Annotated in this window: 24 protein-coding genes; 12 read left to right on the top strand and 12 right to left on the bottom strand. The window is 70.2% G+C overall.

Features of this window, described 5'->3' with window-relative positions:
- Nucleotides 1–80: 80 nt before the first annotated feature.
- The 3 genes from NLF94_RS04585 to thyA are packed head-to-tail and all read right to left on the bottom strand — an operon-like array spanning nucleotide 81 to nucleotide 4,700.
- The gene (locus NLF94_RS04585; RefSeq protein ID WP_254840288.1) at nucleotides 81–3,128 is read right to left on the bottom strand and encodes an FAD-binding and (Fe-S)-binding domain-containing protein; all 3,048 of its coding nucleotides are present in this window, start codon (nucleotides 3,126–3,128) and stop codon (nucleotides 81–83) included.
- Between the two features lie 58 nt (nucleotides 3,129–3,186).
- Entirely contained in the window at nucleotides 3,187–3,678 is a 492-nt protein-coding gene (locus NLF94_RS04580) for a dihydrofolate reductase (RefSeq protein ID WP_254840287.1), read from the bottom strand.
- A complete protein-coding gene (gene thyA, locus NLF94_RS04575) occupies nucleotides 3,675–4,700 on the bottom strand; it encodes a thymidylate synthase (RefSeq protein WP_254840286.1) in 1,026 nt (341 codons plus the stop codon). The genes NLF94_RS04580 and thyA overlap by 4 nt, the downstream gene beginning before the upstream one ends.
- A 127-nt stretch (nucleotides 4,701–4,827) precedes the next feature.
- Between thyA and NLF94_RS04570 the strand changes: the two genes are divergently transcribed.
- From NLF94_RS04570 to NLF94_RS04555, 4 genes are all read left to right on the top strand, one after another.
- Nucleotides 4,828–5,121: a DUF8066 domain-containing protein gene (locus NLF94_RS04570; protein ID WP_254840285.1), complete on the top strand. Its 294-nt coding sequence runs from the start codon at nucleotides 4,828–4,830 to the stop codon at nucleotides 5,119–5,121.
- Nucleotides 5,122–5,280: 159 nt separating this feature from the next.
- Nucleotides 5,281–5,637 carry a cupin domain-containing protein gene (locus NLF94_RS04565; RefSeq protein ID WP_254840284.1) on the top strand — a complete coding sequence of 119 codons (357 nt, stop codon included), beginning with the start codon at nucleotides 5,281–5,283 and terminating at the stop codon, nucleotides 5,635–5,637.
- Between the two features lie 42 nt (nucleotides 5,638–5,679).
- Nucleotides 5,680–6,465, top strand: a complete 786-nt coding sequence (locus NLF94_RS04560) for a creatininase family protein (RefSeq protein WP_254840283.1) — start codon at nucleotides 5,680–5,682, stop codon at nucleotides 6,463–6,465.
- 71 nt (nucleotides 6,466–6,536) lie between these two features.
- Entirely contained in the window at nucleotides 6,537–6,701 is a 165-nt protein-coding gene (locus NLF94_RS04555) for a DUF7550 family protein (RefSeq protein WP_254840282.1), read from the top strand.
- A gap of 27 nt (nucleotides 6,702–6,728) precedes the next feature.
- Here NLF94_RS04555 and NLF94_RS04550 read toward each other — a convergent pair whose 3' ends face one another.
- A complete protein-coding gene (locus tag NLF94_RS04550) occupies nucleotides 6,729–7,313 on the bottom strand; it encodes a diacylglycerol/polyprenol kinase family protein (protein ID WP_254840281.1) in 585 nt (194 codons plus the stop codon).
- 178 nt (nucleotides 7,314–7,491) lie between these two features.
- On the opposite strand from NLF94_RS04550, the gene NLF94_RS04545 reads away from it, so the two are divergent.
- Together NLF94_RS04545 and NLF94_RS04540 are read left to right on the top strand one after the other, a co-directional pair.
- Nucleotides 7,492–9,252 carry an ABC transporter substrate-binding protein gene (locus tag NLF94_RS04545; RefSeq protein ID WP_254840280.1) on the top strand — a complete coding sequence of 587 codons (1,761 nt, stop codon included), beginning with the start codon at nucleotides 7,492–7,494 and terminating at the stop codon, nucleotides 9,250–9,252.
- The gene (locus NLF94_RS04540) at nucleotides 9,252–10,142 is read left to right on the top strand and encodes a phosphatase PAP2 family protein (protein ID WP_254840279.1); all 891 of its coding nucleotides are present in this window, start codon (nucleotides 9,252–9,254) and stop codon (nucleotides 10,140–10,142) included. Before NLF94_RS04545 ends, NLF94_RS04540 begins: the two co-directional genes overlap by 1 nt.
- 24 nt (nucleotides 10,143–10,166) lie before the next feature.
- Here the strand turns inward: NLF94_RS04540 and purL are convergent, their stop codons facing one another.
- The gene (purL, locus tag NLF94_RS04535) at nucleotides 10,167–12,317 is read right to left on the bottom strand and encodes a phosphoribosylformylglycinamidine synthase subunit PurL (protein ID WP_254840278.1); all 2,151 of its coding nucleotides are present in this window, start codon (nucleotides 12,315–12,317) and stop codon (nucleotides 10,167–10,169) included.
- A 102-nt stretch (nucleotides 12,318–12,419) separates the two neighbouring features.
- Here purL and NLF94_RS04530 point away from each other — a divergent pair, with 102 nt between their 5' ends.
- Genes NLF94_RS04530 through NLF94_RS04520 form a run of 3 tightly spaced genes read left to right on the top strand, consistent with a single transcriptional unit; the run spans nucleotide 12,420 to nucleotide 14,985 of the window.
- The gene (locus tag NLF94_RS04530) at nucleotides 12,420–13,184 is read left to right on the top strand and encodes a hypothetical protein (protein WP_254840277.1); all 765 of its coding nucleotides are present in this window, start codon (nucleotides 12,420–12,422) and stop codon (nucleotides 13,182–13,184) included.
- A 53-nt stretch (nucleotides 13,185–13,237) separates the two neighbouring features.
- Nucleotides 13,238–13,915: a PHP domain-containing protein gene (locus NLF94_RS04525; protein ID WP_254841400.1), complete on the top strand. Its 678-nt coding sequence runs from the start codon at nucleotides 13,238–13,240 to the stop codon at nucleotides 13,913–13,915.
- Nucleotides 13,915–14,985, top strand: a complete 1,071-nt coding sequence (locus tag NLF94_RS04520) for an asparagine synthase C-terminal domain-containing protein (protein ID WP_254840276.1) — start codon at nucleotides 13,915–13,917, stop codon at nucleotides 14,983–14,985. The genes NLF94_RS04525 and NLF94_RS04520 overlap by 1 nt, the downstream gene beginning before the upstream one ends.
- Nucleotides 14,986–15,015: 30 nt before the next feature.
- On the opposite strand, the gene NLF94_RS04515 is transcribed toward NLF94_RS04520, so the two are convergent.
- Both NLF94_RS04515 and NLF94_RS04510 read right to left on the bottom strand, forming a co-directional pair.
- Nucleotides 15,016–15,171 carry a hypothetical protein gene (locus NLF94_RS04515; RefSeq protein ID WP_254840275.1) on the bottom strand — a complete coding sequence of 52 codons (156 nt, stop codon included), beginning with the start codon at nucleotides 15,169–15,171 and terminating at the stop codon, nucleotides 15,016–15,018.
- Nucleotides 15,172–15,572: 401 nt separating this feature from the next.
- Nucleotides 15,573–15,965 (bottom strand): universal stress protein, encoded by a 393-nt coding sequence (locus tag NLF94_RS04510; RefSeq protein WP_254840274.1) that lies wholly within the window; start codon nucleotides 15,963–15,965, stop codon nucleotides 15,573–15,575.
- 84 nt (nucleotides 15,966–16,049) lie between these two features.
- Here NLF94_RS04510 and NLF94_RS04505 point away from each other — a divergent pair, with 84 nt between their 5' ends.
- A complete protein-coding gene (locus tag NLF94_RS04505) occupies nucleotides 16,050–17,126 on the top strand; it encodes a CNNM domain-containing protein (RefSeq protein ID WP_254840273.1) in 1,077 nt (358 codons plus the stop codon).
- Nucleotides 17,127–17,833: 707 nt separating this feature from the next.
- Here NLF94_RS04505 and NLF94_RS04500 read toward each other — a convergent pair.
- Both NLF94_RS04500 and NLF94_RS04495 read right to left on the bottom strand, forming a co-directional pair.
- A complete protein-coding gene (locus NLF94_RS04500; protein ID WP_254840272.1) occupies nucleotides 17,834–18,307 on the bottom strand; it encodes an NUDIX hydrolase in 474 nt (157 codons plus the stop codon).
- A 37-nt stretch (nucleotides 18,308–18,344) separates the two neighbouring features.
- Nucleotides 18,345–19,316, bottom strand: coding sequence for a transcription initiation factor IIB (locus NLF94_RS04495; RefSeq protein ID WP_254840271.1), 972 nt, complete (start codon nucleotides 19,314–19,316; stop codon nucleotides 18,345–18,347).
- Nucleotides 19,317–19,553: 237 nt separating this feature from the next.
- On the opposite strand from NLF94_RS04495, the gene gatC reads away from it, so the two are divergent.
- Together gatC and gatA are read left to right on the top strand one after the other, a co-directional pair.
- Nucleotides 19,554–19,853: an Asp-tRNA(Asn)/Glu-tRNA(Gln) amidotransferase subunit GatC gene (gene gatC / locus NLF94_RS04490; protein WP_254840270.1), complete on the top strand. Its 300-nt coding sequence runs from the start codon at nucleotides 19,554–19,556 to the stop codon at nucleotides 19,851–19,853.
- A complete protein-coding gene (gene gatA / locus NLF94_RS04485) occupies nucleotides 19,850–21,124 on the top strand; it encodes an Asp-tRNA(Asn)/Glu-tRNA(Gln) amidotransferase subunit GatA (RefSeq protein WP_254840269.1) in 1,275 nt (424 codons plus the stop codon). The genes gatC and gatA overlap by 4 nt, the downstream gene beginning before the upstream one ends.
- A 52-nt stretch (nucleotides 21,125–21,176) precedes the next feature.
- On the opposite strand, the gene NLF94_RS04480 is transcribed toward gatA, so the two are convergent.
- From NLF94_RS04480 to NLF94_RS04470, 3 genes are read right to left on the bottom strand one after another with little or no spacing between them, the layout of a single operon-like run.
- On the bottom strand, nucleotides 21,177–21,926 hold the full coding sequence (locus NLF94_RS04480) for a CPBP family intramembrane glutamic endopeptidase (RefSeq protein ID WP_254840268.1): 750 nt from the start codon (nucleotides 21,924–21,926) through the stop codon (nucleotides 21,177–21,179).
- A gap of 37 nt (nucleotides 21,927–21,963) precedes the next feature.
- Nucleotides 21,964–22,155, bottom strand: coding sequence for a hypothetical protein (locus NLF94_RS04475; protein ID WP_254840267.1), 192 nt, complete (start codon nucleotides 22,153–22,155; stop codon nucleotides 21,964–21,966).
- A gap of 1 nt (nucleotide 22,156) precedes the next feature.
- Entirely contained in the window at nucleotides 22,157–22,678 is a 522-nt protein-coding gene (locus NLF94_RS04470; RefSeq protein ID WP_254840266.1) for an Lrp/AsnC family transcriptional regulator, read from the bottom strand.
- Between the last annotated feature and the right edge of the window lies 1 nt (nucleotide 22,679).

Here is a 22,679-nt window from a genome sequence, read left to right as displayed (position 1 = left end):
CCCACTACCGCGGGATTATAAAATCCCTGTGGCTCGGGTATCGGTCGGGACGGATCGACCGCTCTCGGGCGGTCGGCCGATCACTCCGCGAGAGCGGCCGCGAGCCGCTGGATCGGGTGGTCGGGCGCCGTCCCGTCCTCGCGGTCGCCGAGCTGCGTCCGGCAGGAGGCACCGGGCGCGACGGGAGCGCCGCCGGCGTCGTCGACCTGCTCGAAGAGCAACCGGCCGATGGCACGGCTCATCGAGTAGTGTTCGGCCTCGTAACCGAACGACCCCGCCATCCCACAGCAGGTCGAGTCCAGCGGCTCGACGTCGTAGCCGGCCCGCCGCAGGACGCCGACGGCGTGGTGGTCCCGCTTTATCGCCTTCTGGTGGCAGTGGCCGTGATAGACCAGCGGCTCCTCGGCCGCCTCGAAGGCGAGCCGTTCGTCGAGTCCGCGGACGTCGAGGTACTCACAGACGCCGAAGGTGTGCTTTGCGAGCAACTCCGCCGAGGTGTTGTCCCCGAGCAGGTCGGCGTAGTCCGACTGCACCATCACGGCGTCGGACGGCTCACAGACGACGACCTCCCACCCCTCCTCGACGCGGGGAGCGAGTTCGGTCACCACCTCACGGGCGCGCTCTTCGGCCACGTCGAGAAAGCCCTTCGAGAAGGCCGCCCGGCCGCTCGGGCCGACATCGGGGACCCGGACGTGGACGCCGGCCGCCTCCAAGACCCTGACAGCCGCCTTCGGCACCGCCGGGTCGGTGTAGTTCGTGAACGTGTCGGGCAAGAGCAGGACCCGCTCGTCGGCCGCCGCCTCGGAGACCGCCGGCCCGCGGGCGTCGAACCACTCGACGAACGACTCCCGGCGGAAGGTCGGCAGTTCTCGCTCGCGGGCGATGCCGACGGTCCGCTCCAGGAGTCCGCGGGCGCCGGGCAGCGACGGGAGCCAGTTCGACACCGGTGCAAGCGTGCTCCCGACACTGGCGGTCCACTCGACGTTGGCGAACAGCCGCTCGCGCAGCGTCGTCCCGCGGCGGTCGTGGTGTTCGTGCTGGAGTTCGGCCTTCAGTTTCGCGAGGTCGACCTCGCTGGGGCAGTCGGTCGAACAGCCCTTGCAGCCGATACAGAGGTCCAGCACCTCCGTCAGGAACTCCTCGTCGGTCGCCTCGACGTCGAGGTCGCCGGACATCGCCGCCCGGAGGGCGTTCGCCCGGCCGCGCGTGCTCAGGACCTCCTCGTTTGCCGCCCGGTAGGTCGGACACATCACGCCGCCGGTCGTCTCCTGGGGCCCGCGACAGCCGCCACAGCCGTGACACAGCTCGACCATCCCCTGGAAGCCGTTCTCGTTGTCCCACTCGAGCGTGGGCTCGAAGCCGGCGTCGAACTCGTAGTCGGGGTCGAACCGGAGGTTCTCCGTCGGGGAGACGTCGCCACAGACCTGTCCGGGGTTGAGGAGCCACTCTGGGTCGAACGCCGTCTTGATTTCGCGGAACAGCTCGAACACCGCCTCGCCGTACAGCTTCCGGTTCCACTGCGTGCGTGCGCGGCCGTCGCCGTGCTCGCCGGAGACGCTGCCCTCGTACTCGAAAACGAGGTCGGTCGCACCCTCCGCGATGGCCTCCATCGTCTCGATGCCCTCGACGGACTTCGTGTTCACGAGCGGGCGGATGTGGAGACAGCCCGGGCCGGCGTGGGCGTAGAAGCTGGCGAAGGTGTCGTTGTCCGCCAGCAGTTCCTGAAAGGCCTCGACGTACTCGGGGAGGTGCTCGGGCGGGACGGCGGTGTCCTCGATGAAGCTGATGTGTTTGGCGTCGGTGGTCCGCCCGAGCAGTATCGGCAGCCCGGACTTCCGGAGTTTCCAGAAGCGGTCCCGTTCGGCCTGCTCGTGGGCCTCCGCGGCGTAGACGGCCCGCACCGGTGCGTCGGTTCGATGGGGATCGTCCGGATCGGCCGCAGTCGTCACCTCGGGCTGGCGGTCGGCCAGCAACTCCGCGACCAGTCGGCGCCCCTCGGCGTCGTCGTCGGCGTAGAACTCCACGAGCAGGACGCTACCGGCATCTTCGGGCACGGTCTCGTCGACGAGGTCGCCGAACTCTGAGGTCTCGCGGGCCAGATCGAGCAGCACGTCGTCGAGCACCTCGACGGCCGCGGGGTCGAATGACAGTATCGTCGCCACGTCCGACAGCGCGGTGACGAGGTCCTCGTAGGCCAGAAGTGCCATCGCCTTCGTCTCCGGGACGGGTTCGAGCCCGACCGTCGCCTCGGTGACGACGCCGAGGGTCCCCTCGCTGCCCGCCAAGACCCGAGCGAGGTTGACCGTCTCGCGGTCGCCCGCCTGCACGGCCTCGTACTCCTCGACGAGACGGTCGAGGTTGTAGCCGGAGACGTTCCGCTTCAGTTCCGGGTAGGCGTCCCGAATCGCGTCAGCGGACTCCTCGACGACTGCGAGCAGGGCGGCGTATATCCGGCCGACGAGGCCGCCCCCGTCGGCCCGGCGGCGCCACTCCTCGACGGTGAGTTCGCCGAACCGGTGGACACTGCCGTCCGCGAGGACGACCTCCAGTTCCTCGATGTAGGCGTCGGTCTTGCCGTAGACCAAAGAGTGGCTTCCCGTCGAGTTGTTCCCGATGGCGCCGCCGAGCGCGCTCTTGTCGCCCCAGGCGGGGTCGGGCGCGAACTTCAGCCCCTCGGCGGCGAGTTCGGCGTTCAGGTCGCCGAGCAACACGCCCGGCCCCGCCGTCGCCGTCCGGGCGTCGGGGTCGACGCCGACGATGTCGTCCATGTGCCGCGTGAAGTCGAGCACGACGGCCTCGTTGACGGTCTGGCCGGCCAGCGACGTGCCGCCGCCGCGCGGCAGCACCGGGACGGACCGTTCGTGGCAGTACTCGACGGTCGCGGTCACGTCGTCGGTGTCGGTCGGAAAGACTACGCCGACGGGCGTCACTTCGTAGGCCGACGCGTCGGTCGCGTACAGCGTCCGCGTGTACTCGTCGAACCGGACCTCGCCGTCGACCACCCGCTCGAGATCGGCGACGAGCGCCGGTCGGTCGACGCCGCCGCCGGCGTAGTCGTACTCGGCCCGCTCGTCGTCGGCGGGGTCGGTCGGCCGGCCCCCAGCGTCGTCGGCACCCTCCGTTGCCATACCTGTACTTCGGGTCGCCCCGGCTAAAACCCCCCTCCTGCCGACGTGCCGACGGCGGCTACCGCCGACGGTAGGTCACGACGGTCAACTCGCCCGCCCGCTCGCGGTCGGTCGCCGCCCACTCCTCACCGATGTCGGGAAAGCGGGTGTCGCCGTCGGGCGACTCGGGGATCTCCGTGATGCGGAGTTCGTCGGCCCGGTCGAGAAACTCCTCGTAGACGGTGGCGCCACCGACGACGTAGACCGCCTCCCGGTCGTCGTCCAGCGCCGCCTCGGCCGCCGAAAGCGCCTCGTCGATGCTCCGGGCGTGGACGGCGCCCTCGGGCAGATCCAGCGAGTCCTGCCGCGAGAGAACGACGTTCGTCCGGCCGGGAAGCGGGCCGCCCAGCCGCGAGGCGATGGACTCGTACGTCCGCCGGCCCATCACGACGGGGTGGCCCATCGTCGTCTCCTTGAACTGCCGGAGGTCCTCGGGGTAGTGCCACGGCATCCCGCCGTCCGACCCGATGACGCCGTTCTCGGCGACGGCGGCGACGAGGACGACCTTCATTCGGCGACCGAGAACTCCAGCCCCGGCGCGGGGTCGTAGTCGTGGAGTTCGACGTCGTCGTACGCCAGGTCGTCGAGCGGCCGGTCGGCCACCTCGATGCGGGGCCGCTCGCGGGGCTCCCGGCTCAACTGCGTCAGCAGGCCGGGGACGTGGTCGTAGCCCTCGCCGTCGGGTTCCGGCGGCGCGGCCTCCTCGAGCCACTCGCGGACGTCGGCGTACTCCTCGCGGTCCGCCACGGCCGCCAGCCGCTCCTGCAGTTCCGGGAGGCGCTCGGCGTAGAACTCCCCGCGCTCGCCCTCGCCGCAGTAGACGTGGGCGTCGACGATGGTGTGGCCGAACGAGCCCACCTCGAAGTCGGTCCGGTTTGCGACGGCGTGGGCCAGAAGCGAGTACGCCGCGAGGTTGAACGGGACGCCCAGCGCGATGTCGCCGGAGCGCTGGGTGAGGTGGACGTTCAGGCGGTCGCCCTGGACGTTGAAGACGAAGGTGTAGTGACACGGCGGCAGCGTCGAGACGGCGGCGTTGGCCGGGTGCCAGGCGTTCACCACCATCCGGCGGGAGGCGGGGTTCTCCGCCAGCGTGTCGAGGACGTACCGTATCTGGTCGAACACCTGCCGCTCGGTGCCGTCGGGTGCGGTCTCGGTCTCCGTCCAGCGGTGGGCGTCGTCGGGCCAGGACTCGCCCGGCAGACGGCCGGTGTCGTCCGGTACCGGGAACCGCCGCCAGAAGCGGCCGTAGGCCGTATCGAGAGCGCCGTCGTCGTCGGCCCAGGCGTCCCATATCTTCGTCTCCTCCCGCAGATTGCGGATGTGGGCCTCCCCGGAGAGGTACCACAGCAGTTCGTGGATGAGCGAGTTCCACCGGTAGCCGTCCATCTTCTTCGTCGTCAAAAGCGGGAAGCCCTCCCCGAGGTCAACCTCGTAGTGATGCGAGAACGAGGCCACGGTGTCGACGCCGGTCCGGTTCGGCTTGTACGTCCCGCCCGCGAGGACGTCCGAGACGAGGTCGTGGTACTGGCGCATCTGCTGTGTGTCGGTGGGGGACCGGCGGGATTTAGAGCTACCGGACGAGTCGAGCGCTCGGCACGATGGGGCGGCCGCCGAACGGTCCACCGCGGGACTTTTCCCGGAGCGGTACGGCGGGGAACCCGTGTCGACATCCGAGCCAACCGCGGCGTACCTCCGGACGGCGCTCGGCATCGGTGCCCTCCTCGTGGTTCTCTACAGCCTGATCGTCCTCCAGCAGGTCCTCGTCGGGGTCGCCGTCGCCCTCCTGCTCTTCGTCCTGTATCTGCTGTGGCGACTCGTTCGGGAACTGACCCGAATCGCGGACGCCGTGGAGACCGACGACGAACGGACGGATGCGGGCACCCACGCCGAAACGGAGCGCGACGAGGACACGGCGGCGGGCCGGTCCCCGGACGAGGACGGGACTGACGAGTAGCGGACCGCTACTCGGCGAACGCCCGGCCGACGTCGGCAGCGAGCGTCCGTCGCGCCGCAAGCCGGCGGTCGCTGTGCCGTGTCCGGCGGCGGACGCCGACGGAACAGGTGTCGCTCGACTGAAACCTGCTTTTTACCCCTGGCGACCGAAGGGGCGGGCATGGACTACGCGACTGCCAGCACCGACGACCTCGACAGCGTGGTACCCGAGGAGTACGGCGGCATGTGGTTCTTCCGGGAGCCGCTCGGGTGTGAGAGCCTCGGCGTGACGCTGCTCGAACTGGAACCCGGCGGGAAGGGGAAGGCCCACGATCACGCCGGCGACGGCCAGGAGGAGGTGTACCTGGTCGTCGACGGCGAGTTGACCGTCCGACTCGGTGGCGACGAGGACGCGCCGCCCGAGACCGAGGCGACGCTCGCGGCGGGCGAGGCGGTTCGGGTCGGTCCCGGAACGCGGCGACAGTTGCACAACCACGGCGACGACCGGGTCCGGGTCGTCGTCGCCGGCGCGTCGTAGTCGATCGGCTGCCCTTTTGTGGGTGGGCGTCGTGGTCGGCGTATGTATCTCGGTGACGCGACCTGGCCGGAGGCCGGCGAGCACCTCGCCGACGGCTCGCTGGCCGTGGTGCCGCTGGGGTCGACCGAACAGCACGGCCCGCACCTGCCGCTGTCGACGGACCACGTCATCGCGGAGGCGCTGGCCCGTGAGGCCGCTGCGCGGGCGGACCTGCTCTGTACGCCGACGGTGACGGTCGGCGTCAGCCCCCACCACCGCCAGTTCCACGGCACGATGTCCGTCGACGCGCCGGTCTTCCGGGACTACGTGGAGTCGCTGTCCCGCAGTCTCGCCGACCAGGGCATCGACCGCATCGTCTACGTCAACGCCCACGGCGGCAACGTCGAACACCTCCGGGAGGTCGGTCGACGGCTCCACGAGGACGGGACGGCCTACGCCGTGGAGTGGATGTGGAACGAGTCCATCCCGGAGCTGGTCGACGACCTGTTCGAGCGGAACGGGCCTCACGCCGGGCCGAAGGAGACGGCGATGGTGTGGCACATCGCCGACGCCGTCCGGGAGGAGGAACTCGCGGCCGCCAGGGACGGCGGTCTCCCCGAGGTCGACGAGTCGGCGATACGGCGCCACGGCGCCCGCACGTTCTACGACGCCATCGAGAACAGCGACAACGGCGCCTTCGGCGACCCGACCGACGCCTCCGCGGAGAAGGGCCGCCGACTCTTCGAGGCGGCGACCGAACAGCTGGTCGAGCTCTGTGAGTGGCTCCGGCGCCAGCCGCCGGAGACGCTCGGGCCGCGCGAACACGTCCGCGAGCGCGGGGATCGGTAGGAGCCGGCAACGAGGACGGAGGCGGCGCCGGAAGCGACAGGCCAAAGTGGTGGCGGGTCGCAGTCGCTCGCATGACCGAGGACCACGACGACCACGACCACCACCCCCACGACTCGGCCGGCGAGCGGACGACGGCACCGCAGAGCGACTACACGGCCCGCGACGTGGCCTTCGGGGCTGTCGTCGCGGCCGTCGGGCTCGCGGTCACGTTCGGCGTGCCGCTCCTTCTGGCCTGAGCGGGGTCGCGGTCGGGAGTCGCGCCGTCAGACGACGGCGAGGGCGACCCACATCGGAATCGCGGCGGCGATCGGAATCGTGAGGTTGTCGTCGACGACGTAGTCGCCGACGGTCGGCTTGACGCCGTCGGCGAGCATCGCGCCGAGGGCGCCGGCCACCGCCGCAACCGGGCCGACGAACGGGTACGCCAGCACGAGACTGACGAGGAACATTCCAACGAGCACGCGCGGCCGCTTGATCGTCCGGAGTTCGCCCGTCGAGAGGATGCCGCTGACGGGGTCGCCGAGCATGAGCATGAACAGCGCGGGAACTGCGATGCGGGGGTCGAAGAGCAGGACCACGACCGTCCCGCTGAGGACGTAGAGGGCGTAGCCGGCGACCTTGTCCTGTTCGTACTCGCGGGTGAGCCGGTCGTAGATGGGGTGTTCCAGCGCCCCGGAGAGTCTGGCGGCCTCCAGGGCCGCGGTGGCCACCAGGCCGGCGACCGCGACCGCCTGTACCACGCGCCAGGTGACGAGTCCGGTCCCGAGAACGTGCTCGTCGAGGAGATACGCGCCCGGGATGACGGCACCGGAGGCGTGAACCAGGCGCCGACCCAGTTCGAGGGACATACCGGCACCTCGTGGCGGGGGGTATTATTTTCCGTCGTTTCGCGCTTGTCACAGGTTCCGCGGCGGTGCCGAACGGCGTACCGTCCGTCGGGTCACCGACCGGCGCCGGGTCGTCGGTGACCTGTCGGGGACGCGACGGAGAAGTTTTTATGTAATCGTCTACCAGTTCGTGTACACGATGTCCCCGGGACCCGCCCTCCGTCGCCGGGCACTGCTCGCGGGTGCTGCGGGGTCGCTCGCGGCCGCCAGCGGCTGTGTCGGCGAACTCCAGAACCTGGTCGGCCGCGAGCGGCGCCGGCAGCTGTCGCTGTCGATAGCGACGGTGCCGGCCAGCCAGGACGCCTACGCCATCCGGCTGGCCAATCACCTCCGGGAGAACCTCGAAAGCGCCGGAATCGGCGTCAGCGTCTCCCCGATGGCGCCCGACGTGCTGTTGCGGGAGGTCCTCGTGAACCACCGGTACGACATCTACGTCGGCCGGTACCCGAGCCGTGGCGACCCCGACGAGCTACGGACCCTGCTTCACTCCGCCTACGGCGAGGAGGCCGGCTGGCAGAACCCCTTCGGCTTCAGCAGCGTGGCCGTCGACGACCTCCTCGAGGAGCAACGCACGGTCGGCGGCGGCGAACGGGTCGCCACCGTCCGCAGGCTCCAGGACCGGGTCGTCGAACTCCAGCCGTTCACCGTCGTCGCCTTCGCGGACCACATCGCGGCGGCCCGGACCGAGCGGTTCGACGGCTGGATGGCCGGCGGCCCGACGAGGCCGACGGACTACCTCCGGCTACGGCGGGACGGCGAGGAGAGTACCCTCCGGCCGGTCGTCAACGACGTTCGGCCGACCAAGAACTGGAACCCGCTGGCCGTCGAGTACCGCAACCGGAGCCGCGTCGTCGACCTGCTGTACGAGCCGCTCGTCCGGTGGCCGGCCGGGTCGCCGGTCCCCTGGCTCGCCCGGTCGGTCGACTGGGACGAGGGGGCGGGATCACTGACAGCGACGGTCCCGCTCCGCGAGACGCCGTGGCACGACGGGGAGCCGGTGACGCCCGCAGACGTCGCGTTCACCTACGAGTTCCTGACGGACACCTCGCTGGGTGGGATGGACACGCCGGTGCCGACGCCGTGGCGGCGGGGCGCCGTCTCGCTCGTCGACGACGCGACGGTACGGGACGGGACGATACACATGACGTTCACGACCGACAACCCGGCGATAGCCCGCCGCGCGCTCGAGGTGCCGATCCTCCCGGAGCACGTCTGGAGCGAGTACAGCGACGCGGCCGACCTCGCCGGCATCGACCTCGTCGGTGGGACGACGGAGGCGCTCGTCAGGACCAACGAGGACCCGGTCGGCAGCGGCCCCCTCCGGTTCGTGAGCGCGACCACCGACCGGTCGCTCGAGCTGGAGACCTTCGAGTCACACTTCCTGTACCGGGGCGACACCGGGGGGATACCCGACGGTATCGCGGGGCCGCCGGCGTTCGACCGGGCGGCGTTCACCGTCGCGCCCTCCGAGGACGCCGCCGCGGAGTTGCTGGAGGCGGGCGACGCCGACGCCACCGCCGACGGCCTCCACGCCGGCACGGTTCCGCGGGTCACCCGGACTGGGGCGCTGTCGCTGCTTGTCGCCCGGGCGGAGCCGTTCTATCTCCTCGGCTACAACTGTCGGCGCGCGCCGCTGTCGAACCAGCGGTTCCGGCGTGTCGTCGCCCGACACGTCGACCGCGAGTCCCTGGTATCGTCGGCCTTCGGCGGCTACGCCGACCCGGCCGAGGCGGCGCTGAAGGGCCGGTGGGTCCCCGACGTACTCGAGTGGGACGGCACTGCCAGACTGTCCTTCCTCGGCGAGGACGGCGACCTCGACGTCGAGGCCGCACGCGCGGCGTTCCGCGAGGCCGGCTACCAGTACGACGGCGACCGTCTCGTCACCAGGGGGACCGCCTGATGCTTTTCGTCGTCCTCGGGCAGGTGCTCGCCGTGGTGGCGGCGATGCTTCTCGTGACCACCGGCGTCGTCGTCGGCCGCGAGCGACTCGTCCGGACGAGATACGAGTACCGCGAGCGTTTTTCGTCCGTCGCGCCGTACTTCGGCCTGCTCGCGGTGGTGCTGGTGGCGAACAAGGTGGCCCGCGACATCGGCCCGGGCATCTCCTGGCTCATCGGTCTGAACGTCACCCCCTACATCCACCGCCTCGACGGACTGTTGCTGTGGCCGCTGTACGGGTCGTCCGCCCCGCAGGTCGTCGTCTGGCTGCAGGCCCGAGCCAGCCCCGAACTGACCGCGTACTTCTCGTTCGTCTACGTGTTCGGCTACGTCTTCCTGCTGGTGTTTCCCGTGGTTGCGTACTTCGCGCTCCGGGACCCGAAGCCGATCCGCAGGACCGTCGTCGCCTACGGCGCCAACTACGTCATCGGCGTCGTCTGTTACGTCCTCTTCATCGCCTACGGCCCCCGGAACGTCATCGCGGGCGACGTCGAGGGACTGCTGTTCACCCAGTACACCCAGTTCCAGTTCCTCACGGCGTCGGTCAACCACCAGACGAACGTCTTCCCGTCGCTGCACACCTCAATGGCCGTGACCGCCGCACTGCTCGCCTGGACGACCCGCGAGGAGTACCCGCTGTGGGTTCCCGTCGCCGCCGTCCTCGCGGTCAGCGTCGCCCTGTCGACGATGTACCTCGGCATCCACTGGGCGACCGACGTCGTCTTCGGCGTCGCCCTCGGGTGGGCGAGCGTGCGTATCGGCCGGCGGATGGAGGACACACCGCCCGAGTTCGACGGCGTCAGGCGGCGTCTTCGGGCGGTACTCCGGCGGCTCCAGACGGGAAGCCGGTGACGCTCGGACGTGTCGCCGACGGCGTCACTCCAGGGCCGATCCGACGGTGTCCCGGAGGTCGGCGACCGCCTCGGCGGTGTAGGACAGCTCCGTCCCGCCGACGGCGAGGTCGAGGCGGCCGGTGTCGGTCGCCTCGCCGACCGTCTCGACGGGCGCGACCCCCTCGAAGCGCTCGCGGACGGCGTCGGGGTCGGTCGTCTCGACGACGACGCGGCCGGCCGCCTCCGAGAACAGCGCCTCGAGTCCGGAGGGGTCGGCGTCGAGGGTCACGTCGGCGCCCGCCTCGCCGACCATCTCCGCGAGTGCGACCGCAAGTCCGCCGTGACTGACGTCGTGGGTCGACAGCGTCGACTCGGCGTCGGCGACGTCCGCGACGGCGTCGACGACGGCGGCGGCGTCGTCGGGAAGCGACGGAAACCGGTCGGTGCCGCCGAACTCGGCGAGTAGTTCCGAGCCACCGAGACGGCGGGCGGCCTCGCCGTCGGCGCCGCCGACCACGAGCAGCGTTCCCTCGCCGTCGAGTGCCGCGGTCGGCGCCTCGTAGCCGGGCTTCGTGCCCGTCATCGCCAGCGTCGGCGTCGGCGGGATGGGCCCGGTCGGGGAGTCGTTGTACAGCGAGACGTTCCCGCCGACGACGGGGACGTCGAGTTCGCTACACATGTCGGCGAGGCCGTCGACGATGGCCTCGAAGCCGCCGTACACCTCGGGCTTCTCGGGGTTGCCGCCGTTGAGACAGTCGACGGCAGCGAGCGGGGCGGCGCCCTTCGCGGCGAGGTTCGTGGCGTTCTCCAGGGCCACGGCGCGGGCGCCGTCGTAGGGCGCGGCGTCGGTCCAGTTGGGATCGGCGCCCGACGAGACGGCCAGTCCGACGCCGGCCTCCCGGACGGCGACGATGGCCGCGTCGTCGCCCGGCTTCATCGCCGTTCGCGTGCCGACCTCGTGGTCGTACTGCCGGTAGACCCACGACTTCGAGGCGGTGTTCGGTGCGGCGACGACGGTCTCGAAGGCGGTTTCGAGGTCGACCTCGGGGGGGTCCCGGGCCGGCTGTTCGGGTTCGACGCTCGTCAGGTCGTTCATCGGGGCGCCGTCGGCCAAAAAGTCGGCGGCACAGTCGACGACCGCCTCGCCGTCGAAGGTGCAGACGTAGTTGCCCTCGGTCACCTCGCCGATGACCGAACAGCCGAGGTCGTACTTCTCGGCGATGGCCTCGACGGCCGCGACGTCGTCGGGCCGAACCTCGTAGCACATCCGTTCCTGGGACTCCGCGAGCAGGATTTCGAGGGCGTTCATGTTCGGTTCCCGCTGGTGGACGGCCTCGAGGTCGATGCGGGCGCCGAGGCCGCCCTTGGCGACCAGTTCCGAGGAAGCGCCGCCCAGCCCCGCCGCGCCGAGGTCGCGGGCCGCCCGGACGAGGTCGGCCTCGAGGAGTTCCTCGTTGGCCTCGATGAGCCGCTTCTCGGCGTAGGGGTCGCCCACCTGGACGGCCGGGCGGTCCTCGGTTTCGGCGTCCTCGTCGAGGTCCTCGCTGGCGAAGGAGGCGCCGCCCAGCCCGTCCCGGCCGGTGGCGTTGCCGACGAGGACCAGTTTGTTACCCGGCCGTTTCGCCTCGGCGGTCACCAGTCGCTCCTCGTCGGTCAGGCCGACGCAGGCGACGTTGACCAGCGGATTGCCCTCGTAGTCGTCGTGGAAGGCGACGCTGCCGGTCACCGTCGGGACGCCGATGCAGTTGCCGTAGTGGGAGATGCCCTCGACGACGCCCTCGAAGAGGTAGCGGGAGTGCTCGCGGTCGAAGTCGCCGAAGTAGAGACTGTCGGCCAGCGCGATGGGGTAGGCGCCCATCGACATGGTGTCGCGGACGATGCCGCCGACGCCGGTGGCGGCGCCGTCGAAGGGGTCGACGTAGGAGGGGTGGTTGTGGCTCTCGATGCCCATCGTGACGTAGGTGTCGCCCGGTTCGCCCGTCTCGGGGTCCGGCAGCGCGACGACGGCGGCGTCGTCGCCCGGGCCGACGACCACCGCGTCGCTCTCGCTGTCGAACGCCGACAGCAGCGGCCGCGAGGACCGGTACGCGCAGTGCTCGCTCCAGAGGTTCTCGAACAGCGCCTCCTCGGCCGGCGTCGGTTCCCGGTCCAGCTCCTCGACGACGAGTTTGCGGTCCGACGGCGAGAGACTCATTCAGGTGGATGCTACCTTCGGCCGAATAAATCGCTTTTCATGTGCACGTTCGTGCAAGACGGGGGCGGAAGCGTTACCACCACGCGGCCCCGGAGGCAGACCGTGCGCGGCCGCCGCCTCCTCCTCGTCGCCTGCCTGCTGGTTCTGGCGGGATGCGGCAGTGCCCCGGCCGGCGGGCCCGACCCGACGACGGTCACGCCGGCGCCGGTGCCGTCGCCGGAGGAGGGCGGTCGGGACGCCGTTCCGGCGGGCCTGGGAATCGAGAACGGTACCGTCGACGGGGCGACGCTCGTCGCCCGACACGCCGACTCGCTGTCGGTCCCGCGCAGACGCGTCGTGACCTTCCGCGTCGAGACGGGCGAGGCAACGCTGCTGTCGTACCGCGAGAACCGGACCGTCCTCGGCGGGCTGTCGCTCCGACGTCGGACCTACGAGGGACCGGCGACCGCCCGCTTCGTGCCGGACGCGACGGACGCGACGTCGGCCCGCGAGGTGCGGTTCGACAACGGGACCGCGGCGACCCGTCGGGGGTTCGTCGATGGACTGACCCGGGACGACGACGCGCCCCCGCTCGTCGCGCCCGTCCTCGAGGACGGCGGGGCCGAGATCGCCGCCCTCCTCGACGGAGCCGCCGTCGTGGAGAGACCCCCGTCGTCCGACTATCGGGTGTCGAACGGTCGCGTCGCCGACGCGGCCGTCCCGGAGTTTCTCACCGATGTCAGCGACGGCTCGGTTCGCGCGTCGGTCGGGCCGGACGGCCGGATACGGCGGCTGACGGTCCGGTACGACGCGCGAGTGGGCGACCGCGAGGTCTCGGTCATCCAGGAACTCCACTGGACCCGGCCCGTCACCCGGGAGCTCCGGTAGGTACCGGCTGCCGGACCCGGAGGCTTTTCGTGACGGCGTCGCTACGGGCGACTGTGCTGTCGGTCGAACTCCACGCCCACTCCGAGCTGTCGTACGACGGCCGAGACCCCGTCGAACTCCTCTTGGAACAGGCGGAGGCGGTCGGGCTCGACGCCCTCGCAGTCACCGACCACGACGAGATAGAGGCCTCGCTGTCGGCCGCCGCCGCCGCCCGGGAGTACGGTCTCGTCGGCATTCCGGGGATGGAGGTCTCCAGCGCCGCCGGCCACGTCCTCGCGCTCGGCGTCGAGGAACTCGTCCCCGCCGGTCTCCCCTTCGACGAGACGCTGGAGTACATCCGCGATCTGGGCGGTATCGCGGTCGTTCCCCACCCCTTCCAGTCGTCGCGGCACGGCGTCGCCGCCCACGTCACCCGCGAGCAACTGGCCAGCGCCGACGCCATCGAGGTGTACAACTCCCGGCTGCTGACCGGTCGGGCCAACCGCCAGGCCGAGCGATTCGCCGAGACGCACGGGCTGCCAAAGACCGCGGGCAGCGACGCCCACATCGCCGAGATGGTCGGACAGGCCGTCACCGAGGTCGACGCCTACCACCGCAGCGCCGAGGGGATACTCGACGCCGTTCAGGAGGGCCGGACCACCGTCGTCGGCAAGCGAACGCCCTGGTTCATCAGCGTCCAGCAGTTCGGGGGCGGCGTCACCCGGCGACTCCGGTCGATGCTGCCGTGGTGATGCAGGGCGCCGACCGCGCCGTCGTCCGGGCGGCCCTCGACGCCGACGACCCGCTGCCCGGCACCGTCGGCTTCGCCGGCGCACTCGACGACGGCCGGCTCGTCCGGGACGTGCTCGGGCGGTATCCGATCTTCTCCGAACCCGGCGACCCGGCGGCCCACAGCCCCGACCCGACCGACCTCTCGGAGCCGACCCCGGTCCCGGCCGGCCACCTCCGCGACGAAGACGGCGACACGCGTGCGTGGACGCTCCCCGACCCCGAGCCGTACGCGGAGTCCGGCCGGGCGGTCGAGGCGGTACGGGCGGCGATAACCGACGCCGTCGACGGCGTGGACGGCGCCCCGGCGGTCGCCTTCTCCGGCGGGGTCGACTCGTCGGTGCTGGCCGCACGGACCGACGGCCCACTGTTCGTCGGCGGGTTCGAGGACAGCCACGACGTCGAGGCGGCCCGCTCGGCCGCGGCGGCACTCGACCGCGAGGTCCGCGTCGTCGAGTTCACGCACGCCGACATCGAGCGGGCCGTCCCCGAAATCGTGGCGGCCACCGGCCGCTCGAACCCGATGGACGTCGGCATCGCGCTGCCGCTGTATCTGGTCGGCGAGCGGGCGGCCGCCGCGGGCTACGACCGCCTCGCAGTCGGGCAGGGCGCCGACGAACTCCTCGGCGGCTACGCGAAGGTGGCGAATCCGGCCGAGGACGACCGCCTGGAGGCCGACACCGTCCGGGGAGCGACCCGGGAGGTGGTCGGCTCGCTGCCCGCCCAGCTCGAACGGGACGTCCTCGCGCTGCGGGCCGCCGGCGTCGAACCCGTCGCGCCGCTGCTGGACGACCGGGTCGTCGCGGCGGCGCTGCGGCTACCGGCCGAGTTGCTCGTCGACGGCGACGAGCGGAAGGTCGCGCTCCGGCGCGCCGCCGACTTCCTGCCGGCCGAGATCAGGCGCCGGGACAAGAAGGCCGTCCAGTACGGCAGCCTCGTCGCCAGGGAACTGGACCGCCTGGCGCGGCAGGCCGGCTTCAAGCGCCGGATGGACGACCACGTCGGCCGCTACATCGACTCGCTCGTCGAGTGAAAACGAGGCGTTCGTCCGCGCCCGCGTCGGCTACTCCTCTTCTTCCTCTTCTTCCGCTTCGACTTCGCGCTCCTCGCCTGCGACGGTCCGTCTGCCCTCCATCCGTCGGGAGAACTTCATCTCCTGTCTGAAGTCGACGCCGAGCCAAACGAGGGCGGCGGCGACGATGATTATCGCACCGAGCACGGACGTGGTCGGCTCCGGGAAGAAGAACAGTACAACTCCGAGGAGGATCGCTCCGGCCAGGCCGAGCGCGTCTCACCAGGGGTCTACTGCGCGTTCCCAGAGACCCTTCGATTGTGTTGCCATAGCCATCTGTCCCGCCGGCCAGGATTCGTATTGTTATGTGGCGACTCGCCGCCCGCTACGGACCGATTAACCGGCGCTCGACACGGTAATCCCACGATACGTGCCTACTCCGATTCGTCGACGTGGCGACGGACGCCCGGACTCGCAGGTAGGCGACCGATTCGAGGGACGGCCGCTACCGCCGGTCTACTGACCGGTGCCGTCGTGGCGGGCGTTTCGCCCGTCCAACGCCGCTCGTGTCGGCGTTCCGTCGGCGTCTCGCCGATCACTCGGCGTCCTCACTCCGTCTCGACGGGGCAGTACAGCACCGGAATCTCGGTGTTGAGCATGACCGACTGGGAGACGCTGCCGAAGACGGCCTTGCCGGCCGGCGAGCGGTTGCGCCCGGCGACGGACACCAGGTCGGCGTCGGTCTCCTCGGCGTAGGCGACCACCTGCTCGCCGGGAGGACCGCTGGTCTCCGCCAGCGTTACCTCGATGCCGGCGTCCTCCAGGGCGTCGCGTGCCTCCCGTGCCGGGGCGAACTGGCTGACGCTGGCCCCCTCGACGTTGTCGGTGAAGACGTGGAGGATCGTCACCTCGACGACGTCCCAGTCGAGGGCGGCTATCTCCTCGGCCTGTGCCCGGGCCCGTTCCTCGCTGTCGTCGACCGCGAGTAGTACGTCCGTCATGGTCCGTAAAGGAGTAACACACCACCCGTGTTATATCGGTCGGAAACCACCGCTCACTTAAAACATGAAGTTCAAGCGAGGGGTATGACCCCGCTGGAAGTCGGCCTGCGACTCGTCGCCGGCGTGTTGCTCATTCTGGCGAACGGCTTCTTCGTCGCCATCGAGTTCGCGCTGACGCGAGTCCGCCAGTACACCGAAGCGGAGTTCGACCAACCGAGCCTGCGCCGGGCCTGGGAGATGACCGACGAACTGGAGATCTATCTCACCGCCTGCCAGGTCGGCATCACCGCCTCCAGCATCGCGGTCGGTATCGTCGCAGAGCCGGCGCTCGGGGCGATTTTCGAGCCGCTGTTCCACAACACCGCGCTGGCCGCGGTCGGTGCCGGCGGCATAATCGCGTTCGTCATCATCAACCTCGTCCACCTCACCCACGGCGAGCAGACGCCGACCTACCTCGGCGTCGAGCGGACCAAGTTCGTCTGCCGGTACGGCGCGACGCCGCTGTACTACTTCACGAAGCTCATCCGGCCGGTCATGGAAATCGGCGACACCGTCGCCAAGTGGACGCTCGGGCTGTTCGGCATCGAGATGACCGGCGCGTGGCTGGAGACTGGCGAGGAGGTCATCGAGACCCGCGCACAGCTCCGAAACCGGCTCGACACGCTCCTGGAGCAGGGTGACCTCCCCGAGGAACGCCACGAGGAGATCGTCGGTGCGCTCGACGCCGGGCAGATCCCGGTCGACAGCGTGATGGTCGACACCGAGGACGTGGTCTTCCTGTCGACCGAACTGGACCCCGACGAGAACCTCGAACGGATGATAGAGACGCCGCACACCCGCTACCCACTCGTCGGCGAGGAACCCGGAGACTTCGAGGGTATCGTCTACGTGCCCGCGGTGCTGGACCACATCGAGGCGGTTCGCTCCGGCGAGCAGAGCCTCGCCGACCTCGCCGCGCCGCCGATGACGGTCACGCCCGAGACGAGCGTCAGCGACGCTATCGACCAGTTCCAGGCCGAAAGCCAGGAACTGGCGCTGGTGCTCTCGGAGGGCGAGGTGGTCGGACTCGTCACCGCGACGGACGCCTTCGAGGCCGTGATGGGCGAACTGGAGGACCCGCTCGATGAAGAGAGCGAGGAGAGCGAGGACGACCGACCGTAGGGAGGGAGTCCTCGAGACGGAGCGGCGACCATCGGGAGCCGCGGAGTGCGGACTGTAGACCGACCGTAGGGAGGGAGTCCTCGAGACGGAGCGGCGACCATCGGGAGCCGCGGAGTGCGGACTGTAGACCGACCGTAGGGAGGGAGTCCTCGAGACGGAGCGGCGACCATCGGGAGCCGCGGAGTGCGGACTGTAGACCGACCGTAGGGAGGGAGTCCTCGAGACGGAGCGGCGACCATCGGGAGCCGCGGAGTGCGGACTGTAGACCGACCGTAGGGAGGGAGTCCTCGAGACGGAGCGGCGACCATCGGGAGCCGCGGAGTGCGGACTGTAGACCGACCGTAGGGAGGGAGTCCTCGAGACGGAGCGGCGACCATCGGGAGCCGCGGAGTGCGGACTGTAGACCGACCGTAGGGAGGGAGTCCTCGAGACGGAGCGGCGACCATCGGGAGCCGCGGAGTGCGGACTGTAGACCGACCGTAGGGAGGGAGTCCTCGAGACGGAGCGGCGACCATCGGGAGCCGCGGAGTGCGGACTGTAGACCGACCGTAGGGAGGGAGTCCTCGAGACGGAGCGGCGACCATCGGGAGCCGCGGAGTGCGGACTGTAGACCGACCGTAGGGAGGGAGGCCTCGATGCGGAGCGGCGACGGTGGAGAGCCGCGGAGCGGCGACCGTAGGAATCCCGAACCGACGCGACGACCACCCTCAGGCGACAGTCTCGATGGCGCGTTTGCCGAGGTCGCGGACGTCGACGGCGAGGTCGTCGGCGCGGGCGTCCAGGTCGGCGGGCTCGAACCACGTCCAGGCGTCGGCGTCGGCTTCGTCGCGGCCGACGGGGTCGACGGTGCGACCGTCGCACTCGGCGAAGTAGACGAAGTCGACGTGCTGGTGTGCGACGCGGCCGTCCTCGTGAGTGTCGATGTCCTCGAGGAGGAGCGCTGCGGGCCGGGGCAGCGACGTGGCCTGGGCGGTGTCGTAGGGACCGGCGTCGGCGACGAGGTCCGGCCGCAGTCCCGTCTCCTCGTGGGTCTCGCGCAGCGCCGTCTGGTGGGGGAGTTCGTCGCGGTCGACGTGGCCGCCCGGCGGCAGCCACATGTCGAGCTTCTCGTGTTCGTGCAGCAGGGTCGCGCCGTCGCATACCACGTAGCAGGTGGCGACGAAGTGACGGGTCGTCTCCATACCGGGGCGGCGACCCGGAACCGCTTTGTCGTTGCGGTCAGACCTCGAGGTCCTTCTCGGCCTCGAGCAGTTCGTGATAGCGGTTGCGGATGGTGACCTCCGAGATGTTCGCCACCTCGCTGACCTCGTTCTGTGTCACCTTCTCGTTGCACAGCAGCGAGGCGGCGTAGATGGCGGCCGCGGCGAGTCCGACCGGCGACTTCCCGGAGTGGACGCCGGCCTCGGCAGCGCTGTCGAGCAACTGGCGGGCGCGGCGCTCGACCTCGTCGGAGAGGTCGAGGTCGCTGGCGAACCGCGGGAGGTAGCTCTTGGGGTCCGCCGGCTCGATTTCGAGACCGAGTTCGCGGACCACGTACCGGTAGGTGCGGGCGATCTCGTCCTTGCCGACCCGGGAGACGTTCGACACCTCGTCGAGGCTCCGGGGGGTGTTCGCCTGGCGTGCGGCGGCGTACAGCGACGCCGTCGCCACACCCTCGATGGAGCGGCCGGGGAGGAGGTCCTCGTCGAGGGCGCGGCGGTAGATGACGCTGGCGGTTTCGCGGACGTTCTCGGGCAGGCCGAGCGCCGACGCCATGCGGTCGATTTCGCCGAGCGCCTGCTTGAGGTTCCGTTCCTTCGAGTCCCGCGTCCGGAACCGCTCGTTCCAGGTGCGGAGTCGCTGCATCTTCTGGCGCTGGCGGCTCGACAGGGAGTTGCCGTAGGCGTCCTTGTCCTGCCAGCCGATGTTCGTCGAGAGGCCCTCGTCGTGCATCATCTTCGTGGTCGGGGCGCCGACCCTCGATTTCTCGTCCTTCTCGGCGGAGTCGAAGGCCCGCCACTCCGGCCCGCGGTCGATCTCGTCTTCCTCGACGACGAGCCCGCACTCGCTGCAGACCGTCTCCCCGCGCTCGGTGTCCGACTCCAGGCGGGCGCCACACTCGGGGCAGGCGGTCTCGTCTTCGCTCTCCTCTGCCTTGGCTTCGGCCCGCTCCTCCTCGCTTTGGTCCCGTCTGACGGTGGTGTCTGTCATTTTATATCTGGCCCAGCAGGTGCTGAGAGAACCGCTATGGAATTGTGTTGTCCAGCCAGCGTCTTAAATATTCGGGCTGCAGAAGGTATCGAACGGAGGGTACAGCGGTTTCGGGTCGTATCGCCGGCCCTCGTCCGCACACTCGACGGAGCGGTGCAGTCACACGGGGACGGACACGATCGAGCGACGAGCGGTTCCTTCGAAACCCTTAGTGGCGCCCCCGTCCGAACCACGTCCATGACAGCAGACGAGGACGCCGGCGACTCGGCGACCGTCGACGAGGCGGAGGTCAGACACGTCGCCTCGCTCGCCCGCGTGAACCTCGACGAGGCGGAAGTCGAACGGTTCGCCGGGCAGTTCGCCGACATCCTCGAGTACTTCGAGGCGCTCGACGACGTTCCGGATGTCGACGCCGACGCCGAGTTGGCGAACGTGATGCGGCCCGACGAGGTCCGCGAGGGACTCACCCAGGAGGAGGCGCTGCGGAACGCCCCGGAGACCGAGGACGGCCGGTTCAAGGGTCCGAGGGTCTCATGAGCCACGACGCGTTCATCACCGACGCCGAGATCGAACCGACGGGGTCGGGACCGCTGGACGGCCGGACCGTCGCCGTCAAGGACAACATCTCGACGGCGGGCGTCCGGACGACCTGCGGGTCGGCGATGCTCGAGGAGTACGTCCCGCCGTACGACGCGACCGTCGTCGAGCGGCTGAAGGAAGCGGGTGCCACCGTCGTCGGCAAGACGAACATGGACGAGTTCGGGATGGGGACGACGACGGAGACGTCGGCGTTCGGGCCGACCGAGAACCCGGCCGCAGAGGGCCGCGTCCCCGGCGGTTCTTCCGGTGGGTCGGCGGCCGCCGTCGCCGCCGGGGATGCCGACCTCGCGCTCGGCTCCGACACGGGTGGCTCGGTGCGCTGTCCGGCCGCCTTCTGCGGCGTCGTCGGCATCAAACCGACCTACGGGCTGGTCTCCCGCTACGGGCTGGTCGCCTACGCCAACTCCCTGGAGCAGATCGGCCCGCTGGCGCCGACCGTCGAGGAGGCGGCCGAACTGCTGGACGTCATCGCCGGCGACGACGACCGCGACGCGACGACCCGCGAACCGCCCGAGGGTCTCCCGGAGAGTTACGCCGACGCCGCCGACGGGGACGTCGAGGGACTCACGGTCGGCGTCCCGACCGAACTGCTGGAGGGCGCCGACGAGGGCGTCCGCGAGACGTTCGAGGCCGCCCTCGAGGACCTCCGCGACCAGGGAGTGACCACCGAGGAGGTGTCGCTGCCCTCCGTCGAGACGGCCGTCCAGGCCTACTACGTCATCGCGATGTCGGAGGCCTCCTCGAACCTCGCGCGGTTCGACGGCGTCCGCTACGGCCCCGCAACCGAGGCCGAGGGCGACTGGAACGAGGCCTTCGCCGCCGTCCGCGAGGCGGGCTTCGGTGAGGAGGTCAAGCGCCGAATCCTCCTCGGCACCTACGCGCTGTCGGCCGGCTACCACGACAAGTACTACAAGCAGGCCCAGGACGCCCGCGCGTGGGTCGAGCAGGACTTCGATTCGGCCTTCGAGTCGGTCGACGTGCTGGCGTCGCCGACGATGCCGGTGCCGCCGTTCGAGATGGGCGAGAGCCTGGCGGACCCGCTGCAGATGTACCTCGCCGACGCCAACACCGTCCCGGTGAACCTGGCGAACCTGCCGGCGGTCTCCGTGCCGGCCGGGGAGACGGACGAGGGTCCGGTCGGCCTCCAGCTCGTCGGCCCGGCCTTCGGCGAGGAGACGATCATCCGGGCCGGCTCCGCGCTGGCCTGACCACCGTATCCGCCTCGAGTGCCTCCGGTCCGGAGGCGCCACCCCGTACTCGTCATCCCATCGCGACCGACAGGTACGCCAGTCCGAACAGCGTCGCGTTGTAGGCGCCGTGCGTGACCGCGGGCACGACCACGTTGTCGGTCCGCTCGTAGACGACCGCGAACACCAGGGCCGGGACGAAGAGCAGCGTTATCGTCAGCGCGACGCCGGAGGTGGGGCCGGCCAGGGCGGGGGCGTGGGCGACGGCAAAGATGACAGTCGCCAGCCCGATACCGAGCGGCGCCGAGAAGGTCTCCCGGAGGCGGCTCTGGACGACGCCGCGAAAGAGCAGTTCCTCGCCGGGACCGATGACGAGGACGGCGAGGACGAGCAACGCGAGAAAGACGCGGGAGTCCTGCTGGCCGAGTTCGGCGGCGCGGTTCTGTGCCGGCGTCAGCCCGAGCAGGAAGACGACGACGAATATCATCGAGAACGCGCCGACCAGCGCGAGCACGTAGCCGGCGCCGGCGTGTATCCACCCCTCGAGGTCGGGGACGGAGACGCCGACGTAGTCGGCGGGAAGGCCACGATACTGGAGGTACAGCGCCGAGAGACCGCCGAAGGCGACCCCCTGCAGGAGGAGCACGCGAAGGACCGTCTCGACGAGCAGCGACAGTTCCAGCCCGGCCAGGAAGACGGCCTCGACGACGAGGCTGCCGCCGCCGAGACCGGCGACGGCCAGGAGTAGCGCCGACAGCACCGCCCGGAGCGGGGCGGGGAGCCGTCCACCGGCGGACTCGGAGCGCGTCTCGGGCGGGGACATGGCCGGCGGTTCGCGCGGCGGGTCGAAAAACCCCTCGCTACTGCTGGCGGACGTAGTAGTAGGCGGCGCCGAAGACGACGGGGGCGACGAGGACGAGCGGCGTCGTCAGCGCCCAGGCGGTGCTCTGGCTGCTGAACTGGACGGCCGCGAGAAAGCCCACGAAGACGAGTGCGAGCACGCCGACCACCAGCGCGACCAGCCGGAACGGGCCGCCGTCGTCGTAGCTCACGCTACCGGTCGCCCTCGTGGAGGCTCTCCAGTATCTCGGGGTCGGTCCGGAACTTCAACACGTTGTGGACGATGGAGTTCCGCAGGTTGTCGACGGCCTGCCCGTGGCGCTTGTAGAACTCGTGTATCCACTGCGATTGCGACTGCCGGTCCGGGAACATCATCACGGCCTTCCACTGGTACTCGCCGTCCGAGAGGAAGTAAAACAGCGTGTTCGGCGAGTCGCGGATGAACTCCATGGCCGGTCGCCACTCCTCGTCGAAGTTCTCCGGGTTGAACTTGAACTCGAACAGCGCGAAGTGGAAGTACTCCTCGTTGGGGATGATGGCCTCCCGGAAGACCCCCTCCTCGCGCATCCCTCGGATGGACTCGGAGACGGTGACATGGGAGACGTCGATGCCGTACTTCTCCTCGAGGATGCGCGAGAGGTCCCGCGAGGACAGCTGCGGGTCCCTGGAGAGTTCCCGAAGCACCAGCACGTCCCGTTCCTTGAACTCCCAATCGGGGTCGTCCCTCGTGTCCATG

Origin of the sequence: Natronomonas marina (assembly GCF_024298905.1) — an archaeon.
Classification (GTDB): domain Archaea; phylum Halobacteriota; class Halobacteria; order Halobacteriales; family Haloarculaceae; genus Natronomonas; species Natronomonas marina.
Note: the sequence above shows the minus strand (reverse complement) of the source record. Positions and strands in the feature narration are given on the sequence as shown.